The sequence below is a fragment of the Duganella sp. GW821-FHT07G03 genome (genome assembly GCF_059418605.1).
In genome coordinates this window covers 239,764-265,169 of sequence record NZ_JBWKQE010000005.1, presented here as the reverse complement: position 1 = coordinate 265,169, position 25,406 = coordinate 239,764, and the positions used below count along the sequence as shown (strand labels likewise).

The 25,406-nt window shown below is 63.6% G+C and carries 24 protein-coding genes; 17 read left to right on the top strand and 7 right to left on the bottom strand.

Annotated elements, in window-relative coordinates:
* Positions 1-9: 9 nt before the first annotated feature.
* Positions 10-438, bottom strand: coding sequence for a DUF1841 family protein (locus tag AC07OK_RS09865; protein ID WP_494690141.1), 429 nt, complete (start codon positions 436-438; stop codon positions 10-12).
* An 81-nt stretch (positions 439-519) separates the two neighbouring features.
* Between AC07OK_RS09865 and AC07OK_RS09860 the strand changes: the two genes are divergently transcribed.
* Entirely contained in the window at positions 520-1,101 is a 582-nt protein-coding gene (locus AC07OK_RS09860) for a malonic semialdehyde reductase (protein ID WP_494690140.1), read from the top strand.
* Between the two features lie 51 nt (positions 1,102-1,152).
* On the opposite strand, the gene AC07OK_RS09855 is transcribed toward AC07OK_RS09860, so the two are convergent.
* A complete protein-coding gene (locus AC07OK_RS09855) occupies positions 1,153-1,779 on the bottom strand; it encodes an RNA pyrophosphohydrolase (RefSeq protein ID WP_494690139.1) in 627 nt (208 codons plus the stop codon).
* 202 nt (positions 1,780-1,981) lie between these two features.
* Here AC07OK_RS09855 and AC07OK_RS09850 point away from each other — a divergent pair, with 202 nt between their 5' ends.
* Both AC07OK_RS09850 and AC07OK_RS09845 read left to right on the top strand, forming a co-directional pair.
* Complete coding sequence (locus AC07OK_RS09850; protein ID WP_494690138.1) at positions 1,982-3,718, top strand: proline--tRNA ligase; 1,737 nt, start codon at positions 1,982-1,984, stop codon at positions 3,716-3,718.
* A gap of 11 nt (positions 3,719-3,729) precedes the next feature.
* Entirely contained in the window at positions 3,730-4,362 is a 633-nt protein-coding gene (locus AC07OK_RS09845) for a lytic transglycosylase domain-containing protein (RefSeq protein WP_494690167.1), read from the top strand.
* Positions 4,363-4,475: 113 nt separating this feature from the next.
* Here AC07OK_RS09845 and AC07OK_RS09840 read toward each other — a convergent pair whose 3' ends face one another.
* Both AC07OK_RS09840 and ffh read right to left on the bottom strand, forming a co-directional pair.
* Positions 4,476-4,868: an SWIB/MDM2 domain-containing protein gene (locus AC07OK_RS09840; RefSeq protein ID WP_116991652.1), complete on the bottom strand. Its 393-nt coding sequence runs from the start codon at positions 4,866-4,868 to the stop codon at positions 4,476-4,478.
* Between the two features lie 191 nt (positions 4,869-5,059).
* Positions 5,060-6,427, bottom strand: coding sequence for a signal recognition particle protein (gene ffh, locus AC07OK_RS09835; protein ID WP_332852945.1), 1,368 nt, complete (start codon positions 6,425-6,427; stop codon positions 5,060-5,062).
* Between the two features lie 113 nt (positions 6,428-6,540).
* Between ffh and AC07OK_RS09830 the strand changes: the two genes are divergently transcribed.
* The 11 genes from AC07OK_RS09830 (at position 6,541) to AC07OK_RS09780 (ending at position 19,335) form a co-directional block, all read left to right on the top strand.
* Positions 6,541-7,254: a substrate-binding periplasmic protein gene (locus AC07OK_RS09830; RefSeq protein ID WP_494690137.1), complete on the top strand. Its 714-nt coding sequence runs from the start codon at positions 6,541-6,543 to the stop codon at positions 7,252-7,254.
* A gap of 75 nt (positions 7,255-7,329) precedes the next feature.
* Positions 7,330-8,307, top strand: coding sequence for an ABC transporter substrate-binding protein (locus tag AC07OK_RS09825; RefSeq protein WP_494690136.1), 978 nt, complete (start codon positions 7,330-7,332; stop codon positions 8,305-8,307).
* On the top strand, positions 8,308-9,129 hold the full coding sequence (locus AC07OK_RS09820) for an ABC transporter permease (RefSeq protein ID WP_494690135.1): 822 nt from the start codon (positions 8,308-8,310) through the stop codon (positions 9,127-9,129).
* Positions 9,129-9,929 (top strand): ABC transporter ATP-binding protein, encoded by an 801-nt coding sequence (locus AC07OK_RS09815; RefSeq protein ID WP_494690134.1) that lies wholly within the window; start codon positions 9,129-9,131, stop codon positions 9,927-9,929. The genes AC07OK_RS09820 and AC07OK_RS09815 overlap by 1 nt, the downstream gene beginning before the upstream one ends.
* A gap of 22 nt (positions 9,930-9,951) precedes the next feature.
* Positions 9,952-10,776, top strand: coding sequence for a cytochrome C assembly family protein (locus AC07OK_RS09810; protein ID WP_494690133.1), 825 nt, complete (start codon positions 9,952-9,954; stop codon positions 10,774-10,776).
* Positions 10,773-11,048, top strand: a complete 276-nt coding sequence (locus AC07OK_RS09805; protein WP_116991643.1) for a PP0621 family protein — start codon at positions 10,773-10,775, stop codon at positions 11,046-11,048. Before AC07OK_RS09810 ends, AC07OK_RS09805 begins: the two co-directional genes overlap by 4 nt.
* 10 nt (positions 11,049-11,058) lie before the next feature.
* Positions 11,059-12,741, top strand: a complete 1,683-nt coding sequence (locus tag AC07OK_RS09800; RefSeq protein WP_494690132.1) for a sensor histidine kinase — start codon at positions 11,059-11,061, stop codon at positions 12,739-12,741.
* A 12-nt stretch (positions 12,742-12,753) separates the two neighbouring features.
* On the top strand, positions 12,754-14,274 hold the full coding sequence (locus AC07OK_RS09795; RefSeq protein WP_494690131.1) for a sigma-54-dependent transcriptional regulator: 1,521 nt from the start codon (positions 12,754-12,756) through the stop codon (positions 14,272-14,274).
* The gene (gene ampD, locus AC07OK_RS09790; RefSeq protein WP_494690130.1) at positions 14,271-14,906 is read left to right on the top strand and encodes a 1,6-anhydro-N-acetylmuramyl-L-alanine amidase AmpD; all 636 of its coding nucleotides are present in this window, start codon (positions 14,271-14,273) and stop codon (positions 14,904-14,906) included. The genes AC07OK_RS09795 and ampD overlap by 4 nt, the downstream gene beginning before the upstream one ends.
* A 268-nt stretch (positions 14,907-15,174) precedes the next feature.
* Complete coding sequence (locus tag AC07OK_RS09785) at positions 15,175-18,129, top strand: ribonucleoside-diphosphate reductase subunit alpha (RefSeq protein ID WP_494690129.1); 2,955 nt, start codon at positions 15,175-15,177, stop codon at positions 18,127-18,129.
* A gap of 90 nt (positions 18,130-18,219) precedes the next feature.
* Complete coding sequence (locus AC07OK_RS09780; RefSeq protein WP_494690128.1) at positions 18,220-19,335, top strand: ribonucleotide-diphosphate reductase subunit beta; 1,116 nt, start codon at positions 18,220-18,222, stop codon at positions 19,333-19,335.
* A 61-nt stretch (positions 19,336-19,396) separates the two neighbouring features.
* Here AC07OK_RS09780 and AC07OK_RS09775 read toward each other — a convergent pair whose 3' ends face one another.
* A complete protein-coding gene (locus AC07OK_RS09775) occupies positions 19,397-22,501 on the bottom strand; it encodes a heparinase II/III domain-containing protein (protein ID WP_494690127.1) in 3,105 nt (1,034 codons plus the stop codon).
* A 131-nt stretch (positions 22,502-22,632) separates the two neighbouring features.
* On the opposite strand from AC07OK_RS09775, the gene AC07OK_RS09770 reads away from it, so the two are divergent.
* Entirely contained in the window at positions 22,633-22,770 is a 138-nt protein-coding gene (locus AC07OK_RS09770; protein ID WP_494690126.1) for a hypothetical protein, read from the top strand.
* Here AC07OK_RS09770 and AC07OK_RS09765 read toward each other — a convergent pair.
* Positions 22,767-22,922, bottom strand: a complete 156-nt coding sequence (locus AC07OK_RS09765) for a hypothetical protein (RefSeq protein WP_494690125.1) — start codon at positions 22,920-22,922, stop codon at positions 22,767-22,769. The two genes, AC07OK_RS09770 and AC07OK_RS09765, sit on opposite strands and share 4 nt — an antisense overlap.
* 14 nt (positions 22,923-22,936) lie before the next feature.
* Here AC07OK_RS09765 and AC07OK_RS09760 point away from each other — a divergent pair, with 14 nt between their 5' ends.
* Positions 22,937-23,110 carry a hypothetical protein gene (locus AC07OK_RS09760; protein WP_494690124.1) on the top strand — a complete coding sequence of 58 codons (174 nt, stop codon included), beginning with the start codon at positions 22,937-22,939 and terminating at the stop codon, positions 23,108-23,110.
* Positions 23,111-23,221: 111 nt separating this feature from the next.
* Here AC07OK_RS09760 and AC07OK_RS09755 read toward each other — a convergent pair whose 3' ends face one another.
* The gene (locus AC07OK_RS09755) at positions 23,222-23,491 is read right to left on the bottom strand and encodes a hypothetical protein (protein ID WP_494690123.1); all 270 of its coding nucleotides are present in this window, start codon (positions 23,489-23,491) and stop codon (positions 23,222-23,224) included.
* Between the two features lie 863 nt (positions 23,492-24,354).
* Here AC07OK_RS09755 and AC07OK_RS09750 point away from each other — a divergent pair.
* The gene (locus AC07OK_RS09750) at positions 24,355-25,374 is read left to right on the top strand and encodes a transcriptional regulator (protein ID WP_494690122.1); all 1,020 of its coding nucleotides are present in this window, start codon (positions 24,355-24,357) and stop codon (positions 25,372-25,374) included.
* Positions 25,375-25,406 lie beyond the last annotated feature (32 nt).

Genomic DNA, 25,406 nt, shown 5'->3' with positions numbered 1-25,406 from the left:
ACCCCCGCCTTATTTGATGCGGCGCTTGATCGCTTCGATGTAGGCCTCGCCGTCGGGCGGCGTGCCGTTGCGCTGGGCGTTCCAGATCATCTCGCCCAGGCATTCCATGATTTCATGTTGCGCCGCGTGGGCGTCGTCGAGCTTGAGCGTGAGCGCGGTGGCGGCGTCGCGGATGCCGCGCGGCTGGTCGATCGAGATCTGCTCGTCGATCGACAGGTGCATAGACAAATGCAAAAACGGATTGGCTTGCGCGCCTTCGACCGAGTAGTCGCGCGCGAGCGCGGCGTCGACGTCGCTCAGCACGTCGTGATATTCGGGATGGTGGCGCACCCAGTCGGCCGCCATGGTTTCAAGCGGCGTCAGGATTTCGTTGGCGCGCTGCTTGCGGAAGGTCTCGCAAAAGAAGCGGCGCACGTCGTCGGAAGATGGATTAAACATGGCGCCATTGTACCCGCTGGCTACAATGTGTACTGTGGCCCCGCGCCACAATAGCAATTCCTTAAACTTGATGGATCAACCATGCTCAATCAAACCGCCCTCGACACCCTGTTCTACAACGCCCGCACCCACAACGGCTGGCTGGACCGCGCCGTCAGCGACGCCCAGCTGGAGCTGCTGTACGACCTGATGAAATGGGCGCCGACCTCGGCCAACGGTTCGCCGGCGCGGCTGGTGTTCGTGCGCTCGCCGGAAGCCAAGGCCCGGCTGCTGCCGGCGCTGTCGGCCGGCAATGCCGAGAAGACCATGGCGGCGCCGGTCACCGTCATCGTCGGCATGGACCTGGAGTTCTATGAGAAGCTGCCGCAGCTGTCGCCGGCGGTCGATGCCCGCTCCTGGTTCGCCGGCAACGACGCGGCGATCCAGGCCACCGCCTTCCGCAACTCGTCGCTGCAAGGCGGCTATCTGATCCTGGCGGCGCGCGCCATCGGCCTCGACTGCGGACCGATGTCCGGCTTCGACAACGCCAAGGTGGACCAGGCCTTCTTCGCCGGCAGCGCGCTCAAGTCCAACTTCCTGTGCAACCTCGGCTACGGCGATCCCGCCAAGCTGCGTCCGCGCGCGCCGCGCCTGGCGTTCGACGAGGCTTGCCGCATCGTCTGAAGCTAAGCTGCGCCGCAAAAAAAACGGGACAGTCAGACTGTCCCGTTCTATTTAACCGATCTTCTTTTGCGGCTCTGCGACCACGGCCGCTTCGGCCGGCGCCTCCGTGCCGCAGGTCGAACCCGGCGCTTCCGGATTCGGCCGCGGCGGGTGCGGCTGGCGCAGATAGCGCGAACCGTGGTGCCGGCGCTCGTGGCCGTTGGCCGGCCAGGTCAGGAAGCGCGACAGCTCCTGCAAGGCGCGCTGGTAGACGTCGCGCTTGAATTCGATCACCACGTCCAGCGGCACCCAGTAGTCGTGCCAGCGCCAGGCGTCGAATTCGGGATGGTCGGTCAGGCGCAGGTTGACGTCGTTGTCGCGGGCGCACATGCGCAGCAGGAACCAAATCTGCTTCTGGCCACGGTAATGGCCGCGAATCTCGCGCTTGATGAAGTGGTCGGGCACTTCGTAACGCAGCCAATCGCGCGTGCGGCCGACGATTTTGACGTGTTCTGCCCGTAATCCGATCTCTTCTTCCAGCTCCCGATACATCGCCTGTTCCGGCGTTTCTCCGTACTTGATGCCGCCTTGCGGAAATTGCCATGAGTGCTCGCGCACCCGCTTGCCCCACCACACCTCGTTCTGGGCGTTTAGCAGGATGATGCCGACGTTGGGCCGAAACCCTTCACGATCGAGCATTTTGCACCTCAAACTTTCTGCGACCGAGCTCCCTGCTTATATTTTTGCCCACAAAACCGCGCTACGGCTGGGTTTTCGGGGTACGAAAACGGCCGGAGAGGCATCAATTGAACGCATTTGTATAAAGTATGGACGCATCAGCCAGCTAATCCTTTAAAATTAGGTTGATTATAACTCTCTCTTTTTAAAAAGAATTCACCGTATGCGCGCCTCACGATTTTTTATTTCCACGCTTAAAGAAGCGCCGTCCGACGCAGAGATCGTCAGCCATCAGTTGATGATGCGCGCCGGCATGATCAAACGCCTCGGTTCGGGCATTTATACCTACATGCCGATGGGCTTGCGCGTCATCCGCAAAGTCGAGGCCATCGTCCGCGAAGAGATGAACAAGGCCGCCGCCATTGAGCTGCTGATGCCTTTGGTGCAGCCGGCCGAGCTCTGGCAGGAGACCGGACGCTGGGACAAGATGGGTCCGGAGCTGATGCGCGTGAAGGACCGTCACGGCCGCGATTTCGCGATCCAGCCCACTTCGGAAGAAGTCATCACCGATGTGGTGCGGTCGGAAATTAAATCCTACCGGCAGCTTCCGTTGAATTTTTACCACATTCAGACCAAATTCCGCGACGAACGCCGTCCCCGTTTCGGCCTGATGCGCGGCCGCGAGTTCACCATGAAGGACGCCTACTCCTTCGACCGCGACCTGGCCGGCCTGCAAGCGTCGTACCAAGTCATGTTTGACGCCTATGTGGCGATCTTCACCCGCTTCGGCCTGAAGTTCCGCGCCGTGGCGGCCGACAACGGCGCCATCGGCGGCACTGGTTCGCACGAATTCCATGTCATCGCCAGCACCGGCGAGGACGCCATCGTGTATTGCGAGACCTCGGACTACGCCGCCAATATGGAAGCGGCCGAAGCGCTGCCGCTGGCCGTCGCCCGTCCGGCCGCGGCCCAGGCCCTGAGCAAGACCTCGACTCCGAACGCCACCAAGTGCGAAGCGGTGGCCGAGCTGCTCAAGCTGGAGCTGTCGCAGACGGTGAAGACCATCGCGCTGACGGTGGAAACCGAGACCGACGGCAAAGTAGCTAAACAGTATTTCATGTTGCTGCTGCGCGGCGACCATGAGCTGAACGAAGTCAAGGTCGGCAAGGTGCCGGGCCTGGCGGCGCACCGCTTCTCGACCGAGGCGGAACTGCTGGAAGTGTACGGCTGCGTTCCTGGCTACCTGGGCCCGATCGGCACCAAGGCCCCGGTCACCGTGGTGGCCGACCGCACCGTCGCCAACATGGCCGACTTCGTGTGCGGCGCCAACGACGCCGGCTTCCACTACACCGGCGCCAACTGGGGCCGCGACGTGGCCGAGCCGACCATCGTGGCCGACCTGCGCAACGTGGTGGCGGGCGACGCCTCGCCGGACGGCAAGGGCGTGCTGGCGATCGAACGCGGCATCGAGGTGGGCCACGTGTTCCAGCTGGGCACCGCGTATTCGGAAGCGATGAAGGCCACCTTCCTCGACGAGAACGGCAAGCCCGCGCCATTGCAGATGGGCTGTTACGGCATCGGCGTGACCCGCATCCTGGGCGCGGCGATCGAGCAGAACTTCGACGACAAGGGCATCATCTGGCCGACCTCGCTGGCGCCGTTCGAGCTGGTGCTGTGCCCGATGGGCATGGACCGCAGCGAGGCGGTCAAGCAAGCGACCGAGCAGCTGTACGCCGACGCGCAAGCGGCCGGCATCGACGTCATCCTCGACGACCGCGGCCTGCGTCCGGGCGGCATGTTCGCCGACTGGGAGCTGATCGGCGTGCCGCACCGCGTGGTGATCGGCGACCGCGGCCTGAAGGAAGGCAACCTGGAATACCAGGGCCGCCGCGACACCGAAGCGACCGCCGTGCCGGTGGCCGACATCGTCAGCTTCATCAAAGGCAAAATGGCGGCGTGAACGTGAAGCCTATGCTGGCCGGGTGGGCGGTGGTGCTGGCGCTGGCCGGCGCCATCGGCCATGCCCACGCCGGCAACCAGAAGGAAGAAGCGCTGGCCGATTCGGTTCGGCTGGCGCTGGCCAACGCCATCAAGGATGCGACCCCGCCGCAGCCGAGCTTCCGCACCGACACCGAACGTCTGCGCTACCAGGGCTGGCTGGCGCAGCTGTCGTCGCGCCTGAAGCGCAAGCTGCCCGACGAGCAAACCCGCAACGAGTTCCTGACCACCGTCTGGTACGAGGCGCGGCGCGCCGGCCTGGAGCCGGGCATGGTGCTGGGCCTGATCCAGGTGGAATCGGCCTACCGCAAATACGCGGTGTCGATGGTGGGCGCGCGCGGCTATATGCAGGTGATGCCGTTCTGGACCAATGTGATCGGCGACCGCAACCGCAGCGCGCTGTTCAATATGCAGACCAATCTGCGCTACGGCTGTGCCATCCTGCGCATGTACATCGACATGGAGTCGGGCAACCTCTACCTGGCGCTGGGCCGCTACAACGGCAGCCGCGGCAAGCCCGAATATCCGAACGCCGTGCTCTCGGCCTGGAACAACTGGAAAGAGGCGGGGGTCAAGTCTGACATTCGGACACGGCCTCTGCCGTAGCGGCGCATACGGCAGAGGCCGTGTCCGAATGTCAGACTTGACCCCCACGTAAAAAATGCCGTCATCGCGTGAGCGAGGACGGCATCCCGGCGCGGCTGTACTGGCCGCTGCGCTTATTTCAGGTGGTCGGAAATGAGCTTGGTCATTTCGAACATGGACACTTGTGCTTTGCCGCCGAACACAGCTTTCAGCTTGTCGTCGGCATTGATCATGCGGCGGTTGGCCGGATCTTGCAGGTCGAGCTTCTTGATGTAATCCCAGACTTTTTTGGTGACTTCGGTGCGTGGCAGCGGGGCGGCGCCAACCACGGCGGCCAAGGTGGCCGATGGCGTCATCGCTTTCATGAAGGCGGCGTTCGGTTTGCGCGGTGCTGCCGGTGCGGCTGCTTTTTTCACTGCTGCTGGCTTGGCTGCTGCTTTTGCTGGTGCTGCCTTTTTTGCGGCTGCCGGTTTCGCGGCGGCTTTCTTAGCTGGTGCTGCTGCTGGGGTTTTTTTGGCTGTTGCCATCTTCGAGCCTCCTTAACGAACACATGGAAAATTGCGCAATTGATCGCACCGGCTAATATTGGTGGTGATTTACCGAGTATGCAAGTGTTTTTCGCGTTTTTTCCCGGAAACACCACGTAAACACGGGCTTTCGCCGGGCAGCGCACCGCGGCGGCGCGCTTTTCCCTCTATGGCGCAGGCTTTTCCCCGGCTTAGCGCATGCCCGGCATCATGCCCTTCATCGAGCGCATCATCTTCATCATGCCGCCGCCGGACAGCTTTTTCATCATGCTCTGCATCTGCTCGAACTGGGTCAGCATGCGGTTCACTTCCTGCACCTGCACGCCGGCGCCGGCCGCGATGCGGCGCTTGCGGGTGGCCTTGATCAGCTCGGGCTTGGCGCGTTCCTGCGGCGTCATCGAGTCGATGATGCCGACCATGCGCCGCACCTGCTTGTCGGCCTGGTCCATGTTGGCGCCGCCGGCGGCCTGCTGGAACTGCGCCGGCAGCTTGTCGACCAGGCTGGCCATGCCGCCCATTTTCTTCATCTGGCCCAGCTGCGCCTTGAAGTCGTTCATGTCGAACTTGCCGCCCGACTTGACCTTGGCCGCCAGTTCGGCCGCGGCCTTGGTGTCGACGCCCTTGCGCGCCTCTTCCACCAGCGCCATGATGTCGCCCATGCCCAGCACGCGGCTGGCCATGCGCACCGGGTCGAACGCTTCCAGGCCGTCGAGCTTTTCCGACACGCCGGCAAACTTGATCGGCTTGCCGGTGATGTGGCGCACCGACAGCGCGGCGCCGCCGCGGGCGTCGCCGTCGAGCTTGGTGAGCACGATGCCGGTCAGCGGCAGCGCGTCGTTGAAGGCCTTGGCGGTGTTGATCGCGTCCTGGCCCAGCATGGCGTCGACCACGAACAGCGTTTCGATCGGCTTGACCGCCGCGTGCACGGCGGCGATTTCCTTCATCATCTCTTCGTCGATGCCCAGGCGGCCGGCGGTGTCGATGATCAGCACGTCGTGGTAGTGCTTCTTGGCCCAGTCCAGCGCGGCCAGCGCGATGTCGACCGGCTTGTCCTGCGCGGTGGACGGGAAGAAGTCGGCGCCCACTTGCGCCGTGACCGATTGCAGCTGGGCGATCGCGGCGGGACGATAGACGTCGGCCGAGACGGTCAGCACTTTCTTTTTCTTTTCTTCCTTCAGGTACTTGGCCAGCTTGCCGACGGTGGTGGTCTTGCCCACACCTTGCAGACCGGCCATCAGGATGATCGCCGGCGGCTGCTGGGCAAAGCTCAGCTGCGAAGCCTCGGGGCCGAGGTCGGCGCCCATGAGGGCGGCCAGCTCGCGCTGCACCACGCCGACCAGGGCCTGGCCCGGCGTCAGCGAGGAGATCACTTCCTCGCCCAGGGCCTTTTCCTTGACCTTGGCGATGAATTCGCGCACGGCGGGCAGGGCGACGTCGGCCTCCAGCAGCGCCAGGCGCACTTCGCGCAGCATCTCGGCGGTGTTGGCTTCGGTCAGGCGGGCCTCGCCGCGCATGGTTTTAACGACCTTGGCAAGGCGTTGGGTAAGATTGTCTAGCATGATGAACCCGGAATGAACAGTGGCCGTCATTTTACCCCATCGGGCAGGCGGCGGGCGCCGGCAGGCCTGTTATCATTTACCGCATGAACCGAGCGTACCTCTTAGCAAGCACAATGCTGGCGCTGGCCGGGCCGGCCGGCGCCGCCACCGTCAGCATGGCCTTCGGCGACAATCTGCCGCCCTTTATATTAGTGCGCGAGGATGCCGGCATCGAAGTGGAGGTGGTGCGCGCGGCGCTGGCCTACCGCGGCCACGTGCTGCAGGCGCGCTATCTGCCGATGGGCCGCATCCCGCTCACGTTCAAGGCCGGCGGCGTCGACGCCATCATGATGGACGTCGGCGAGGACATGACGCGCCACGGCGGCCACTACGGCGCCGCGCCGGTCATCTACGACAATGTGTTCTACACGCTGGCCAGCCGCAAGATACAGATCCGCAAGCCGCAGGACTTGCAGGGTCGCAGCGTGATTGCCTTTGTCGGCGCGGCCGCGCGCTACCCGGTGTGGCTGCAGCCGCTGGTCCCCGGCCCGGACTATGTCGAGAACAACCGCCAGGAGGCCCAGCCGCAGCTGCTGGCGCTGGGTCGCTACGAGGTGGTGCTGAGCGACCGCAGCATCTTCCAGTACTACACGCGCCTGCTCAAGCAGCGCCAGCCGGGCTTCGTGATGCCGGCGCTGGAGGAACACAGCTTCATCCGCGCCGACCCCAACGACTACCGCCCGGTGTTCCGCAGCGCCGCCATCCGCGACGACTTCAACGCCGGCCTGGCGCAGCTGCACAAGAGCGGCCGCTACCGGGCGATCTACGACAAATACCTGAAGGACTGACGGCGATAGGCAACTCATCGCCGGCTTGGTATGATCTGCATTTCCCAGCGCTACCACCCACGACAGGAGAGATGGATGAATCTGAACGCTATCGGCAAGACCTTGAGCATCGCCGCCTTGCTGGCCGCCGTCGGCGCCGCGCAGGCGCAGGAGGTTGTCCGTCTCGGCAACCTGAAGTTCGCCCACTACGGCGCCGTCTCCTACATCAAGGAGATCGCCCCCAAGTGCGGCATCAAGGTCGAGGAACGGGTGTTCGCCAAGGGACTGGACGTGATGCAGGGGATTATCGCCGGTGAACTCGACGTTGGCACCACCGCCTCGGAGGCGGCCATCTCCGGCCGCGCCAGCGGCGCGCCCATCTTCGTCGTCGCCGGTTTCGCCAAGGGCGGCGCGCGCCTGGTCGGTCGCGCCGACCTGAAGCTGAAAAGCGTCAAGGACCTCAAGGGCAAGAAGGTCGGCGTCACGCGCGGCGGCATCCAGGAAGTGCTGCTGCTGGCCGAGCTGCAACAGGCCGGCCTGTCCGCGTCCGACCAGCCGGGCAAGGACGTGCAGCTGATCTACCTGGCCTACGCCGACCTGAACCAGGCGCTGCTGGGCAAGAACATCGACGCCATGATGAACTCCGAGCCGCAGTCTTCGCAATCGATCAACAAGGGTTACGGCAACGAGATCCTCAAGCCCTACGACACCCCGATCGGCGAGCCGGTCCGCACCATGGTGATGACCGAGAAGTTCTACAAGGAGAAGCGCCCGTTGGCCGAGAAGTTCATGCGCTGCTTCGTCGAAGCCACCAAGACCTTCATCGAGCAGCCGGCCGTGGCCGAGAAGTATGTGCGCGAGACGGTGTTCAAGGGCCAGATCAGCAAGGACGATTTCAATGACGCCATCGGCAATTCGCCGTATTCCTACGACATCACGCCCGAGCACATCCAGATCACCACCGACGTCATGTTCAAGACCGGCGTCGGCCGCATGAGCAAGCCGCCGGCCGCCAAGGAATGGGTCAAGACCGATCTGCTGGACGCCGCCAAGAAAAGCCTGGGTGTCAAGTAAATGGCCAAGTTCAAGCTGAAGGAGGCCGGTGTCGGCCTGATCGTGCCGGCGCTGGTGATCGGCGTCTGGCAGCTGGTGTCGATCAAGGGCTGGGTCAATCCGCAGATGCTGCCGTCGCCGCTGGCGGTGCTGGAACGCTGGATCGCCTATCTGCTGCCGATCCAGCCGTACAGCCCGGAGCAGGGCAGCTGGCTGCTGTGGGCCGTGTCGGGCGAGCTGATCGTCGACGCCCTCGGCAGCCTGTACCGCGTGGTGGTCGGCTTCGCCATCGGCGCGGCGCTGGCGTTGCCGCTGGGCCTGGTGATGGGCGCCAGCCAGACCGTGTACGCCTGGCTCAACCCCCTGATGCAGCTGCTGCGGCCGATTCCGCCGATCGCCTACATCCCCTTGTCTATCCTGTGGTTCGGCCTGGGCAACCCGCCGGCCATCTTCCTGATCGTGCTGGGCGCCTTCTTCCCGGTGCTGATGAACACCATCGCCGGCGTGCGCCAGGTCGACAGCATCTACCTGCGCGCCGCGCGCAACCTCGGCGCCAGCGGCAGCACCATGTTCCTGCGCGTGATCCTGCCGGCCGCCGTGCCGTATATCCTGTCCGGCGTGCGGATCGGCATCGGCACCGCCTTCATCGTGGTGATCGTGTCCGAGATGATCGCCGTGAACAACGGCCTGGGCTTCCGCATCCTGGAGGCGCGCGAGTACTTCTGGTCGGACAAGATCATGGCCGGCATGATCACCATCGGCCTGATCGGCCTGATCATCGACACCGCCGTCAACCAGCTGAACAACCATCTGCTGCGCTGGCACCGCGGCCTGGAGAACTGATGAACCCGTCCCACATCGTCGTATCGAACGTCAGCAAGGTGTTCCAGACCGCCGATCAGCGCCAGCTGGTGGCGCTCAAGGACATCGAGCTGGAAATCCCGCAGGGCCAGTTCGTCTGCCTGCTGGGGCCTTCGGGCTGCGGCAAGTCGACCCTGCTGAACGCGATCGCCGGCTTCGCGCCGCCCAGCTCCGGCCGCATCATCGCCGACGGCAAGGAAGTGACGGCGCCCGGCCCCGAGCGCGGCATGGTGTTCCAGGAATACGCGCTGTTCCCGTGGATGACGGTGGAAAAGAACATCGCCTTCGGCCTGGAAATCAAGGGCATGCCGCAGGCGCAGATCACGGCCAAGGTCGACCAGCTGCTCGGCATGCTGTCGCTGAGCGACTTCAAGCACCGCTTCCCGAAGGACCTGTCGGGCGGCATGCGCCAGCGGGTCGCGATCGCCCGGGTGCTGGCGCTGGACTCGCCGATCATGCTGATGGACGAGCCCTTCGGCGCGCTCGACGCGCTGACGCGCCGCAACCTGCAGGACGAACTGCTGCGCATCTGGGCCGAGCTGAAGAAGACCATCATCTTCGTCACCCACAGCATCGAGGAAGCGATCTACCTGGCCGACCGCATCGTCGTGATGACCTACCGTCCCGGCACCGTCAAGCGCGACCTGATGGTGGAACTGCCGCGCCTGCGCGATCCGGCCTCCGCCGAGTTCAACGCCCTCAAGCGCGAACTGGGCCAACTGGTGATGGAAGAACAGCAACGCCATCACAACGACGAGCTGCGCATGGCAGCCGTCGACTGAGCGATGGTGTAAACTGAAGGACATGCAGACTTCCTTACTCTTCGCAGCCATCGCGCTGTACCTCCTCTGCGCGGTGCTGCCGTCGCGCCGCGCCGTCCTGATTTCCGGCTTGACGGCCGCCGCCTGGCTGCTGCACGGCGCCGGCCTGTGGTCCGAGGTGGCGGGTTTTCCCGGCACCGGCACCAGCGCGGGCTCTATCCGCATCGGCTTCGCCGCCATGCTGTCGTCGGCGCTGTGGGTGTCGGTGGGCGCGTACTGGATAGAAAACCAGAATTTCAGCCTGGACGGCATGCGCCGTCTGGTCATGCCGAACGCGGCGCTGGCGGCCGCCCTGCAGCTGGGCTTCCCCGGCAGCGTGATCCCGCTGGAGGGCAAGTCGCCGCTGTTCGGCTGGCATATCGCCATCGCCACGCTGGCCTACAGCACGCTGACGGTGGCCGCCTTCCACGCGGTGCTGATGGCCTTGCAGGAAAAACGCCTGCACGCCGGCACCGACAGCAAGAGCTTCATGTCCGGCGCGCTGGACCGGCTGCCGGCGCTGCTGACGATGGAAAAACTGTTGTTCCGCATGATAGGTATCGGCTTCGCTTTGCTCAGCCTGACCGTGTTATCGGGTATCGTGTTCTCCGAACAGCTGTTCGGCCAGGCGCTCAAGTGGGATCACAAATCGGTGTTCACGCTGATGTCCTGGGTGCTGTTTGCCGCGCTGCTGGCGGGCCGCCGCTTCCGCGGCTGGCGCGGCAAGACCGCGCTCAGCTTCACGCTGGCCGGTTTCGCCACCTTGTTGCTGGCCTACGTCGGCAGCCGTTTTGTGTTTGAAGTGGTTTTGCATAAGGGTTGGGCATGAGCCGTATTATCTTTTGGTTGGCCTTGGTGTTCCTGGTGATCTTCGCCGTCCGCAGCAAGATCCGCGAGGCGCAGAAGCGCCACCAGCAGCAGTTCCGCGAGCCGCAGCAGCCTGCCGGCGGCGGCGCGCGTTCGAATGAGAAGGTCGTGGCCGAGGCCGAGACCATGCTGCAATGCGCCCATTGCGGCATCTTCTATCCGGCATCGGAATCCGTGCAGGCGCGCGGCCGCGACTATTGCAGCGCGGCCCACGCCACGCTGCCGGCGGCATAAGGCCCCGCGCGTGATCGCGCGCCTGCAAGCCCTGTCGGCCGAATCGCGCGCAACCTTCTGGCGTTCGTTGCAGACGCTCAACGCGACCCGGGTGGTGATCGCGCTGGTGCTGCTGGTCTACCTGAGCTTCGACAACCACGGCCTGCGCGCCTCCGGCCCCTACCTCTACCTGCAAATCTGCCTGATCTACCTGGGCCTGGCGATCATGTTCGCGCTGACGGCGGTGTACTGGCAGCGCCGCTTCCTGTTGCAGCTGCTGTCGCAGATCGCCTGCGACCTGGCCATCATCTCGCTGCTGTATGTGGCCGGCGGCGGCTTGCGCAGCGGCCTGGCCATCCTCTACCTGTTCCCGCTGGCCGGTTCGGCCATCCTGGCGCCGCTGATGCTGTCGCTGTTCTGCGCCGCGCTGGTGGCGCTGTTCATGCTGGCCGAATCGACCTGGCGGGTGTTCATGATGGAGGGCGACCAGCCCTACCTGCAGGCGGGCCTGTTCGGCGCGGCCTTCTTTGCCGCGGTGTTGGTGGTCAACCGCATGGCGGCCAAGTTGATCGGCCAGGAAGAACTGGCGATCCAGCGCGGCGTCGAGATCACCGTGCAGCAGGCCGTGAACCGGCTGGTGATGGCCAACGTCGGCGACGGCATCCTGGTGGTCGATCCCGACGGCCAGGTATTCGCCGGCAATCCGGCGGCGCAGCAGATGCTGGGCATGGTCGGCCCCGAGATGAAGTTCCACCTGTCGGCCGCCGCCGCGCTGGCGCCGCTGGCGCAAGCCTATGCCGAATGGCGCGCCGACGCCGCGCGCAGCACCTCGTATGTCACCATCAAGCCGTATGCCGAGGCGGCGTTGCAGGACGTGACGGCCGCCTGGAGCGCGCGCCGCGACCTGTCCGCGCATCTGAAGGTGCGTTTCGCGGCGGTCAACACGGCCGGCCTGGGCACCGAGCGCAGCGTGATCTTCCTGCAGGACGTGACCGGCATCGAAAACCAGGCGCAGCAACTGAAGCTGGCGTCGATGGGGCGGCTCACCGCCAGCATCGCGCACGAGGTGCGCAATCCGCTGTCGGCCATCGGCCACGCCACCGCGCTGCTGGGCGAGGACCTCGACAGCATGGTCCACCTGCGGCTGCTGAAGATCGTCGGCGACAACGTGGCGCGGGTCAACCGCATGGTCGAGGATATTTTGCAGCTGTCGCGCAAGGTGCAGCCGCACAGCGAACCGCTGGCGCTGGACGTCTTCCTGGCCGAGCTGAAAACCGAATTCGTCGAGACCCACGGCCTGACCCCGGACATCATCGGCGCCTCGGCGCCGGCCGGCACGCTGGTGCGCTTCGACGCGCTGCACCTGCGCGAGGTGGTGCTCAACCTGCTCAACAACGCGGTGCGCTACGCCAGCGGCGGGCCGGACTCGATCCGCATGGAGCTGGTGAACGACAAGGCGCGGCGCATGGAGCTGCACGTGCAGGACGACGGCCCCGGCATCTCGCCCGAGGTGCGCGCCCACCTGTTTGAACCGTTTTACACCACATCCAGCAAGGGCACCGGGCTGGGACTATATCTGGCGCGCGAATTGTGTTTGAATAACGAGGCGCGGCTGGACTACGAATATCGTTTTGATATCAAAGCCAGCCCCGATGGGACTCCCCGCTCGCGCGGGCGATTTGTAATCACCTTCGCCCATCCGGCGCAGACGTAGAAAGGCTGTTCGATGAGTGCTAGAGGTTCCCAACGCGCGCCTCGCGTGCTGGTGGTCGACGACGAGGCCGACCTGCGCGAGCTGCTGGAACTGACCCTGCTGAAAATGGGCTTGGACGTCGACAGCGCCGCCACGCTGGCGCAGGCGCGCGGCCTGCTGGCCACGCCGGAACGCGAGTACCAGCTGGTGCTGACCGACATGCGCCTGCCCGACGGCCTGGGGCTGGAGCTGGTGCGCGAAGTGAGCGCCGCCTACAAGAACACGCCGATCGCGGTGGTGACGGCTTTCGGCAGCGCCGACAACGCCGTCATCGCGCTCAAGGCCGGCGCCTTCGACTACATCTCCAAGCCGGTGGCGCTGGACCAGTTGCGGGTGATGGTGCAGTCGGCGCTGCGGCTGAACGCCGAGCCGCCGCCGGGTGAAGCGCCCAGCGACGAACCGCCGGCCAGCCGGCTGAAGGGCGAATCGGCCGTGATCCAGGCGCTGCGCGCGCAGATCGCGCGGCTGGCGCGTTCGATGGCGCCGATCGCCATCAACGGCGAATCGGGCAGCGGCAAGGAGCTGGCCGCGCGCGAGATCCACGCCCAGAGTTCGCGCAACGGCAAACCTTTCATCGCCGTCAACTGCGGCGCCATTCCGGAGGCGCTGATGGAGGCCGAGTTCTTCGGCTACCGCAAGGGCGCCTTCACCGGCGCGGCCGATGAGCGGGACGGCTTCTTCCAGGCGGCCAACGGCGGCACCTTGATGCTCGACGAGGTGGCCGACCTGCCGCTGGCGATGCAGGTCAAGCTGCTGCGGGCGATCCAGGAGCGGCGCGTGCGCAAGATCGGCGCCACCGCCGAGGAGCCGGTCGACGCGCGGATTATCAGCGCCACCCACAAGAACCTGGCGCAGTGCGTGGAGCAGGGCAGCTTCCGCCAGGACCTGTTCTACCGCCTGAACGTGATTGAACTGAGCCTGCCGCCGCTGCGCGAACGGCTCGACGACCTGGCCGTGCTGACCGGCGCCATCCTCGACCGGCTGGGCACCTTCGAACACCAGGTGCGGCTGGGCGAGGGCGTGCTCGAGGCGCTGCGCGGCTACTCCTTTCCCGGCAATGTGCGCGAGCTGGAAAACATCCTGGAGCGGGCGCTGGCCTTCGCCAACGACGGCGTGATCGAAGTGGCCGACCTGGCGCTGAAGGGCGCGCGCATGGTCGAAGCGATCGTGCCGCTGCCGACGCCGGCGTTGCCGCTGTCGACTTTGAACCTGGCCGCCACCGAGGCCGCCGCGCTGGGCGTGGCGCCTATGCCGTCGCCGCCGCCGCCGGCCGAGCCGGCGCCGCCCGCCGCCGGCACGCCGCCGCTGCCGCATCTCGATGCGCTGCCCAGCAGCCTGCCCGACTACCTGAACCAGATCGAGCGCGACATCATCCTGCGGGCGCTGGCGCAGACCCAGTTCAACCGCACCCAGGCCGCCCAGCTGTTGGGCATCAGCTTCCGCCAGCTGCGCTACCAGATGCAGAAGCTGAACATCCAGGAGCCGGAGGCGTGACGCCGCCGGCACTGGGCGCGGACGGCTGGTGGCTGCCGGCGCTGCGCTACGACAGCCCGCATGCCGACTGCCGTCCCGACCCGGCCGACATCACGCTGCTGGTGATCCACAACATCTCGCTGCCGGGCGGTTGTTTCGGCGGTCCGCACGTGTCCGACCTGTTCAGCGGCCGCTTGGACTATAATACTGACCCCTCGTTCGCCGACCTGCGAGGGTTGAAAGTGTCGAGCCACTTCTTCATCCGTCGTGACGGCCGCGTGCTGCAGTATGTTTCTGCCAACGAGAGGGCCTGGCACGCGGGGCTGTCGTCCTTCCGGGGACGGGAGAAGTGCAACGACTATTCGATCGGCGTGGAGCTGGAGGGCACCGACGACAGCGGCTTCGAACCGGCCCAATACGAAGCGCTGGCGGCGCTGACCCTGGCGCTGCAAACGCGCTATCCGCTGACCGATGTGCAGGGCCATGAACACATCGCGCCGGGCCGGAAAACCGACCCCGGACCGTTGTTCGATTGGGAATGGTATCGGAAAAGCTGGCAGACTTTGCTTAATCAAAAGGCACCGACTGAGCTCGCGTTAGTGGGCGCTAGCGCCGGACTACGCTTCGCAAAAGGGCTTTCGCAAAGTCAATAGAAAAATTGCCGTTTAAGGCAAAATTTCCACTTGTCTTACCCTTACCTGACCACTACAATCAGTGTATCGATTCACACCAATCACTAGATATAGTAGTTCTCATGACACTGGTTCTTAAACTATTTACAAGCCGACAAGGCCAGTTCACCACCCATTTTATTGCAGTCTAACCAGCCAGGCAGGTTTGGCCGGTCGCTTCATTTTGGCCTTTTTTTATACAACATTACGTCGCGCAGCACTGACTGCACGCTGTTATCGGGGAGCTTAAATGCAATCTACTCAAGACATCACCATCAATCCAGCGCTGGTACCAGCAGCCGCTGCGAGCACCGCCAGCAGCCCGGTCACGGCCGCCAGCGACCTCGGTGACTACCGCATCATCCGCCGTAACGGCGCGGTCGTCGCGTTTGAACCGTCGAAAATCGCCATCGCCGTGACCAAGGCCTTTTTGGCCGTTAACGGCGGCCAGGGCGCAGCTTCGGCGCGCGTGCGCGAATTGGTAGAACAGCTGACCGCCAGCGTGGTCACCGCGCTGGTGCGCCGCCAGCCATCGGGCGGCACCTTCCACATCGAAGACGTGCAAGACCAGGTTGAACTGGCGCTGATGCGCTCCGGCGAACACGATGTCGCCCGCGCCTACGTGCTGTATCGCGCCAAGCATATGGAAGAGCGCCGCGCCGCCAAGGAAGCGCAAGGCGCCTCCGCCGCGATCGACGCGCCGCAAATCCACGTGGTCGAAAACGGCGAGCGCAAGCTGCTGGACATGAGCCGCGTCACCGGCCTGATTAACGCCGCCTGCATCGGCCTGGAAAAGCACGTCGACGCCGACGCCATCCTGGCCGAGACGCTGAAGAACCTGTACGACGGCGTGCCGGTCGAAGAGCTGCACAAGTCCGCCATCCTGGCCGCCCGCGCGCTGATGGAAAAAGATCCGGCCTACTCGCAAGTGACGGCCCGCATCCTGCTGCACACGATCCGCAAGGAAGTCTTCGGCAAGGAAGTCGCGCAGGGCGCCGCCGCCGCCGAATACGTGACCTACTTCCCGCAATACATCGCCAAGGGCATCACCAACGAACTGCTGGACGTCAAACTGGCCGAGTTCGACCTGGCCCGCCTGTCGAAGGCGCTGGTCGCCGACCGCGACCTGCAGTTCGGCTATATCGGCCTGCAAACCCTGTACGACCGCTACTTCCTGCACGTCCGTGACGTCCGCATTGAAATGCCGCAGGCCTTCTACATGCGCGTCGCCATGGGCCTGGCCCTGAACGAGTCCGACCGCGAAGCGCGCGCCATCGAGTTCTACAACCTGCTGTCGACCTTCGACTTCATGAGCTCCACGCCGACGCTGTTCAACTCGGGCACCCTGCGTTCGCAGCTGTCGTCGTGCTACCTGACCACCGTGTCGGACGACCTGGAAGGCATCTACGACGCCATCAAGGAAAACGCGCTGCTGGCCAAGTTCGCCGGCGGCCTGGGTAACGACTGGACCCCGGTGCGCGCACTGGGCGCCCACATCAAGGGCACCAACGGCAAATCGCAAGGCGTGGTGCCGTTCCTGAAAGTGGTCAACGACACCGCCGTCGCGGTCAACCAGGGCGGCAAGCGCAAGGGCGCGGTCTGCGCCTACCTGGAAACCTGGCACATGGACATCGAAGAGTTCCTGGACCTGCGCAAGAACACCGGCGACGACCGCCGCCGCACCCACGACATGAACACCGCCAACTGGATTCCGGACATGTTCATGAAGCGCGTGATGGAAAAAGGCGACTGGACCCTGTTCTCGCCATCGGACTGCCCGGACCTGCACGACCTGGTCGGCAAGGCCTTCGAAAAAGCCTACCTGGGCTACGAAGCCAAGGCCGCCGCCGGCGAAATCCGCGTGTTCAAGAAGATCGCCGCGCTGGACCTGTGGCGCAAGATGCTGTCGATGCTGTTCGAAACCGGCCACCCATGGATCACCTTCAAGGACCCATGCAACATCCGTTCGCCACAGTCGCACGTGGGCATGGTCCACAGCTCCAACCTGTGCACCGAGATCACGTTGAACACCGGCCCTGACGAAATCGCCGTCTGCAACCTCGGTTCGGTCAACATGCCAGCCCATATGAAAGAAGGCAAGCTCGATCACGTCAAGCTGAAGAAGACCATCCGCACCGCGATGCGCATGCTGGATAACGTGATCGACATCAATTACTACGCCGTCGACAAAGCGCGCAACGCCAATATGCGTCACCGTCCGGTGGGCCTGGGCGTGATGGGCTTCCAGGACTGCCTGCACATGATGCGCATTCCGTTCTCGTCGAACGAAGCCGTGTCCTTCGCCGACACCTCGATGGAAGCGGTGTGCTACTACGCCTACCTGGCGTCGACCGAACTGGCCGAAGAACGCGGCCACTATCAGTCGTACAAAGGCTCGCTGTGGGACCGCGGCATCCTGCCGCAGGACTCGATCAAGCTGCTGGCCGACGAACGCGGCGGCTATCTGGAGCAGGATACCTCCGCCGCCATGGACTGGACCCCGGTGCGCGACCGCATCAAGAAGTTCGGCATGCGTAACTCGAACTGCGTGGCGATCGCTCCGACCGCGACCATTTCGAATATCATTGGCGTGTCGGCCTGCATCGAACCGACCTTCCAGAACCTGTACGTGAAGTCCAACCTGTCGGGCGAGTTCACCGAGATCAACGCCTACCTGGTGCGCGACCTGAAGGCGCGCGACCTGTGGGACGAGGTGATGATCTCCGACCTGAAGTACTTCGACGGCTCGCTGGCCAAGATCGACCGCATCCCGCAAGACCTGCGTGACATTTATGCAACCGCGTTCGAAGTCTCGCCGACCTGGCTGGTGGAAGCCGCATCGCGCCGCCAGAAGTGGATCGACCAGGCGCAGTCGCTGAACATCTACATGGCCGGCGCCTCGGGCAAGAAGCTGGACGAGACCTACAAGCTGGCATGGCTGCGTGGCCTGAAAACCACCTACTACCTGCGCACCATCGCCGCCACCCACATGGAGAAATCGACCTCCAAGACCGGCGCGTTGAACGCGGTGGCGGTGGACGGCGGCATGTCGGCCAGCGCGATGTCGGCGGCCGGTCCGGCGACGGCGGCCCTGGCCGGTTCGGCGGCATCGGCATCGTCGGTGGCGCAAGCCGAAGCCGACGGCGCGGCCTGCTACCTGCGTCCGGGCGACGACGGCTTCGAGGAATGCGAAGCTTGCCAATAAGCTGCCAGTAAAATCGTACTAATATAGAGAGTGAACCGTCCCGGCCCGTCCGGGCGGTTCTTTTTACACCGAATTCAGAAGGAAACCACCATGTCGCTGTCCTGGGACGAAGAGGCCGCATCGGCCGCACCGCAAGCTGTCAATCCTGCCGTACTGGCTACCGGCGAAGCCAATGCCGAGCAAGTCGCGCGTCGCGTCAATGCCGACGACAAGCGCATCATCAACGGCAAAACCGACGTCAACCAGCTGGTGCCGTTCAAGTACAAGTGGGCGTGGGACAAATACCTGGCCGGCTGCGCCAACCACTGGATGCCGCAGGAAGTGAACATGCAGCGCGATATCGAGCTGTGGAAGAACCCCAACGGCCTGACCGAAGACGAGCGTCGTCTGGTCAAGCGCAACCTGGGCTTCTTCGTCACCGCCGACTCGCTGGCCGCCAACAACATCGTGCTGGGCACCTACCGCCACATCACCGCCCCCGAGTGCCGCCAGTACCTGCTGCGCCAGGCCTTCGAAGAGGCGATCCACACCCACGCCTACCAGTACATCGTCGAGTCGCTGGGCCTGGACGAGGCGGAGATCTTCAACGCCTACAACGAAGTGAAGTCGATCCGCGACAAGGACGAGTTCCTGATCCCGTTCATCAACACGCTGACCGACCCGGCCTTCACCACCGGCACCGTGCACAACGACCAGCAGCTGCTGAAGTCGCTGATCGTGTTCGCCTGCCTGATGGAAGGCCTGTTCTTCTACGTCGGCTTCACCCAGATCCTGGCGCTGGGCCGCCAGAACAAGATGATGGGCGCCGCCGAGCAGTACCAGTACATCCTGCGCGACGAGTCGATGCATTGCAACTTCGGCATCGATCTGATCAACACGATCAAGATGGAGAACCCGCTGCTGTGGACGCCGGCGTTCAAGGAAGAGATCAAGCAGCTGTTCCTGAAGGCCGTGGACCTGGAGTACGCCTACGCCGAAGACACCATGCCACGCGGCGTGCTGGGCCTGAACGCGACCATGTTCAAGGGCTACCTGCGCTTCATCGCCAACCGCCGCGCCACCCAGATCGGCCTGGAGACGCTGTTCGAGCAGGAAGAGAACCCGTTCCCATGGATGAGCGAGATGATCGACCTGAAGAAGGAACGCAACTTCTTCGAGACCCGCGTCATCGAATACCAGACCGGCGGCGCGCTGAACTGGGATTAAACGCCCGACGGCTGCGGCCATCAAAAAACGGACTCCTCGGAGTCCGTTTTTTTATGCGCGCTTAGAAGTTCAGCGTGACGACCCCCTCGCTGCTGCTGCGCAGCGTGGCGCTGCCGTCGCTGGCTTCCGTCAGCTGGAAGCGGGTGCCGCCGGCCACCGTGGTGGTCAGCAGGGCATAGGCCGCATTCGGCTTCAGGCCGGTGGCCAGGATGGACGGCTGGCTCAGGTCGGCCACGAAGGACAAGCTGGCCGCCGGCGCGCTGTTACGGTTGAACAGGATCACGGTGCTGGTGCCCAGCCGCACGGCTTCGGTGTCGCTATCGGCCACCAGACGCTGGGCGGACGGCATGGCGGACAGGCCGCTGCCGTTGTCGTTGTCGGCCACGCCGATGACATGCAGGAAGTATTGCGGCACATTGGCCTGCGAGGCGGCGCCGCCGACCTCCAGACGCCAGGCGCCGAAGTCCGCCTTGGCGACCTTGGAGTTGTCGGCGTCGGTCGTCGGCGCATAATTGCGCCAGACGGCGCCGCCGGACCGGGTGTCGCGCACGGTATAGCGGCAATCGTTGGCCATGCCGCCGTCGTTGCCGGTGACCTGGCTCACCTGCGGGCAGCTGGCCGAGGTGCCGCCCACTTTGAGGACGGTGGCGTTTTCCGGCAGCAGCGTCTGGATGGTGGCCATGCCGCCCCCGTTGCGGACGGTGAGCTGGCGCGGCGCGCCGGCGGCGAAGCCCAGCTGGTAGCGGCCGCTGCCCTGATGGGGGGCGCCGACCGCCGCCGCCGGTTCATTCGTCATGTGCAGCAGAAAGGTGGTTTCCAGCCCGCTCGCGGCAGGACGTACGGTGTCGAACACCACCGTGACAGGGGCGCCCCAGAATGGGCTGGATGGCAGGAAGATCAGGCTGCGCAGGAAGCCGCTGGCCTGATCCAGCTTCACGCTCGAATAGCCTTTGCTGGCATTGCCGCGCACATAGGTGTAGCGCGGGTCGTACTCGTAGTTGACGATGCCGTCCTGGTAGTTAATGCCGCCGGGCTGGATGTCGCCCAGCGTCGGGTACATCGTTTCCCGGGTCGGATACCACTGGCCGCCGTCGTTGCTATACAAATTGTCATAGCGCTTGAACTGTTCATCCGCCTTGAAGACCGTGATCGTGTTGTGGGCGATGGTGCGGGTGTAGTAGTTGAAGCGGTGCTGTGATGTATAGGTGTCGTAGGCGCCGGAGTCGAGCAGCAGCGGCGCTTTGTAGTACAGGTTGAAGCTGTTCTGGTCGAAGTGCTGGTGATTGTCGCTGGAGAAGTTCGACGCCTTGAAGTCGAGCACGGTGGCATTGGCGTAGTCCCAGCGGTCGCGCGCGACCACCAGTCCTCCCACGCGGAAGTGGCGCGACAGCGGCAGCGTGGAGATATCGCCCACCGGCGCGCTGTTCGCCTGCGGGAAGTAGAGCAGTTCCAGCAGATTGCTGGTTTGGGTGGCACGGCTGCCCTGGATCTGCTGCCGGTAGAACGCTTGCGCGATGCCGTCGCCGGCCTGGCTTGCCGCCATCAAGGCCAGCTTGGCGACCGCGATGTGGTTGCCGGTCAAATCGAAATTATCGCCCCGCGCCGGGTAACTCAGGTTGCTGCGCAGGCCGTAAATATACGGGTAGATCATTTTATTTTGCCACTCGCCCTGGAAAACCGCGGGACTGGAGCCGGTGTCGAAGGCGCTGCGCCACAACTGCAGGGTTGCGGCCAGGTTGCCTTCCAGGCTGTAGCCAAAGCCCATCTGGTGGCCGCCGTCGACGGATACTTGCGCCTTCGCCGGCCAGAAACCCTGGTCGAAATGCGCGTACAGGGTGTCGATCAGCGGCAGCACTTCCGGATATTCGGCCGCGATGGCGAGCACGCCGAAGGCTGTGCTGCTGATGTCGCTGATCTGGTGGCCGCCTATATAGTAGGGCGCCAGCGAGGGCACGTGCGGATTCGCATTGCGGTTCCAGTTCCGGTAGTCGTAGATCGGCTTGACGGCGCAGTCGACCACCGGATCGCTGGCGGGACGGATATTCACAATGGCTGTGCCGTGGTCGTCGGTCTTGTAATCGCACAGGTAATTGCTCAAGTCCGCCTGGGTGTCGCCGGACTGGATCGTCTTCTTGATAATGGTCGGGATCAGCGAGCGATAGACCGGCGTGCCGCTCGATGGGGTGTCGTCCAATTCGTTATACAGCCAGTCGTAGATGATGCCGAGCGCCGCCACCCTGCCGCCCATCGCGTACTCGCCGCCGGCGTTGACGGGCACTTGGGTGATCAGGTCGATGTATTTGCGGGCGGCGTCCAGGTACTTCCTGTCGCCGCCCAGCTTGTAGGCGAGCGCGAGCTGTTCGGCAATCTGGAAGATCGAATCCTGATTTCCTTTGGCGACATCGCACGTAGACGGCTCCGCCGCAGGCGTCGCCGTCGGCGCGCAAGCGGCCAGCGTGTTCCGGTAGTTGTCGACGTTGGCGATGAAGTCGCGCCAGCTCATGGCCATCATGCCCAGATCGTCTTCCTGATGGTCGAAGACGGCCGCTCCCTGCAGGTCCCGCACCTGGAACTTGCCGACTTGCTCTCCATGGCGCGCGCCGATTTCAAAGACTTGCTCGTTGGCCTCCCAATGTTCGGCCGGGCTGCCGACCATCCCCTTCCACTTCATGGTTATGGGCGCGCCGTGGTCGATGGCATAGCTGGCTTGGCGCTTCGCGCTGTCCCAGTTCAGCGCGATGTGAACTTTTGTATCCCGGGGTAGTGTAATGACGGTGTCGGCGACCCAGTAGCCGTCGACCGAAGCGACCTTCTTTTGCTGCAATCCGATCTGGAGACCAATGTAGCCATTGCCGTCGCTGCCATCCGCATGCCGGATAAGGATGCTGTTGCGGGTGCCGCCGACGGCGCCGAAAATGGCGTCGTCCTTCTGATCGAAAGGTCCCTTCGCGCGCGGCGTCCAATCGAACTCGATGGTGCCGCCAGCTGCGGGGAAGTTGGCTGGCGCGATCGGCAGCCGGGTTTTCAAGCCGTCGAACCGGGCCTGGTTGACCATCAGGTGTGGATGGCCGGTGGTCAACGGCGCCGGTAATTGCGCGTGGCCGAAAGCGGCGGCCAGGCAAGCGCTCAGGCCTAGCCAGCGTAAGTGCCGCAAGTGATATGACATGGATGCTCCGTGTGGTGAAGTGGAATAGGGTGGATGCTTTTTTTACAACTCGCGCAGACTAACATCAATCAACCGCCTCCACAATTCCGTCCCGCGCCAGCCGTTTGCTATCGGCGGCGATGGCGGGGCTGATGGCCTTGATCGTGGCGCTGCGGATCGCGGTCGCAGCTCATCGGCCACGAATATTTTTTGGCGTGGTCGTCGCAGATGTTGAAGACCGCATTGAAGACGCCGCGATCGCATACCAGATCGGCGGCGCAAGTGACTAGGCCAACGCTATGACGGAGGCGACCAGGTTGTGCAGCGCATGGATCGCCGTGACGATGACGAATGCACGTCCCTTGCCCTGGTCGACCAGGCTGACGTAAGCCAGTCCAAGCGCGATCCCGCAGGGAATGCCTGCCGCCAGTACGGTGGACATTGCAGCGATAGCAGTTGGCACACGGCGCCCATGAGGAGAGATCCGAGCGTGCTGGCGGCGGCGAAGGCCGCAATGAAGATGAATGCCCCGCGCTGCGCGTAAAGGCGTTTGCTTTGGTGGAGCAGCTGGTCGAAGAGGTTCAAGTGTTTGCGTCGGCGGATGCTGAACCGGCGGCGATTGTCGCATAGCCAACAATGCGCTGTCGAGCGTATGTCTAACCGGATCCGCGCGACACCGGCTCATAGCGCAGCAGCGACTGGCCGCCGCTATTCAATAGCGTAAACAATCGTAGCGGCTGATCAGTACCGCCGCCGATTTCCATCCGAGGCTGCGTACTCGCAGCGCGGCCGCGAGATGGTGAACGCCATCGACCGCGCGTGCGAGAACAGCGTCGCCGAGTTGACGGCCGATAGGCGCGTGGCCGAACGACGTGACCGATGGTGCTTGATGAAGCGCTTCGCCGGCGACATGAACGTGCCGCAAAAATGACGACGAGCGATGCGCGTGATCCGATCGCGCGCCGCGTCGCGCATGCGCGCGCGATGCGCGAACAGCGCCGCGATCCGCATCGCAGCGCATCAGCAGTGGCGTGCACCGCTGTATTGTGCTTGCCATTCGCCGCACTCTGTCTCATAATCGCGACGAAATTAAAACAGTGAGTAGCGGCGGCGCGCAAGCGATGCGCAAGCGCTCTCGAATTCGGAAGTGGGTGGCGCAGTTTTTTCGCCGGCGACGGCAGCGTCGCAGAAACCCAGACGGCACAAGGCGCGCTTTGAATCGCACCTTTTTCGCGCGACACCGCGAACGTTTTTTTCGAACTCGATAGAGCGCGCACATCGCCACGCGACGACGCAAGCGGGCATGCGGAATCGGCATGCGCATGTGAGTTGAAGCGCTTAACGCGAAAAAAAGCGCGTGAATATCTATCGTGCTGGTTGCGCACCGACAAGGTTTTCGTGTACTTTACGAGATTGAAAAGACGTGTTTTGAAGTGCGCAGAATTTTGCAGTCACACACGCCGCAGAGATGATCGCGATACGGGATACAGATTCACACAGATATGCACAAGACCACACCGTTTTTATTTAGCCGTCTTGCCTGATTAGGTTCGGGCTGGGCGGTTTTTTGTTTGAAAACGAAAACCGTGTGGGGCTGCGACGTAGGTCCATGGAGCTGAGTACACGCCCGACCACCCGCAAAACGTCGCAACAAGATTTTGTACCTGAGCGCCGACCGGCCACGGACGGCGACCAGGTTGATGGCTGAAGTGCTGCACTCGTGAGGGGTTGCAGCAGTTCAGCTGGTGCCGAATTCATTAGCGCAAACCGTCGTTCGTTTGTGCCGATGAATAATTCGCCTGGCCTAATTCCGGGCCGGACGGGTTTAAATCTTGTAATGAATTTTTCCCATCCCCGATGAAGGAGAACTAAAAATGGCAACAGCCGCAAAGAAACCAGCAGCAAAGAAACCGGCAGCTAAAGCCGCCGCCCCAGCGAAGAAGCCTGTCGCAGCGAAAGCCGCCGCCAAGCCAGCAGCAAAAGCTGCCGCCAAACCAGCCGCTAAACCAGCTGTGAAAAAAGCCGCTGCCAAGCCAGTCGCGAAAAAAGCAGTCGCTAAACCAGCAGCCAAGCCAGCAGCAAAAGCAGCAGCTAAACCAGCAGTGAAAAAAGCTGTCGCCAAGCCAGTCGCTAAAAAAGCCGCAGCCAAGCCAGCCGCTAAACCAGCAGCGAAAAAAGCAGCAGCCAAGCCAGCAGCGAAAAAAGTAGCGGCTAAACCAGCAGCGAAAAAAGTCGTCGCCAAAGGCTCGACTGCGAAGTCGAGCGCTAAACCAGCAGCGAAAAAAGTAGCAGCCAAGCCAGCAGCGAAGAAAGTCGCCGCCAAGCCAGCAGCGAAAAAAGTCGTCGCCAAAGCCGCCGCCAAGCCAGCAGCTAAAAAAGCAGCAGCCAAGCCAGCCGCTAAACCAGCAGCAAAAAAAGCGGCAGCCAAGCCAGCAGCGAAAAAAGTAGCCGCTAAACCAGCAGCGAAAAAAGTCGCCGCCAAACCGGCCGCCAAGCCAGCCGCTAAAGCAGCAGCCAAGCCAGCAGCTAAAAAAGCTGTCGCCAAAAAACCAGTGGTAAAAGCAGCAGCCAAACCGGCTGCAAAGGCCGCGGCTAAGCCAGCAGCAAAAAAGCCGGTTAAAGCGGCCGCTAAGCCAGCAGCTAAAAAGCCAGTCGCCAAGAAGGCCGCCGCTAAACCGGTAGCCGCTCCGGCCGCAGCTCCAGTAGTGGCAGCCGCCGCTCCTGCCGCTGCCAAGCCAGTCGCGAAAAAAGCTGCGCCTAAAAAGGCTGCTGCACCGAAGAAGGAAGCTGTCGCCAAGCCAGCCGCTCCAGCTCCGGCCGCCGCTCCTGCAGCAAAAACCGTGTTGGCACCGGCCGCAGCTTGGCCGTTCCCAACCAGCACCCGTCCTAGCTAATTAAATAGCTTGGATGCCTGCTGAGGCAATGG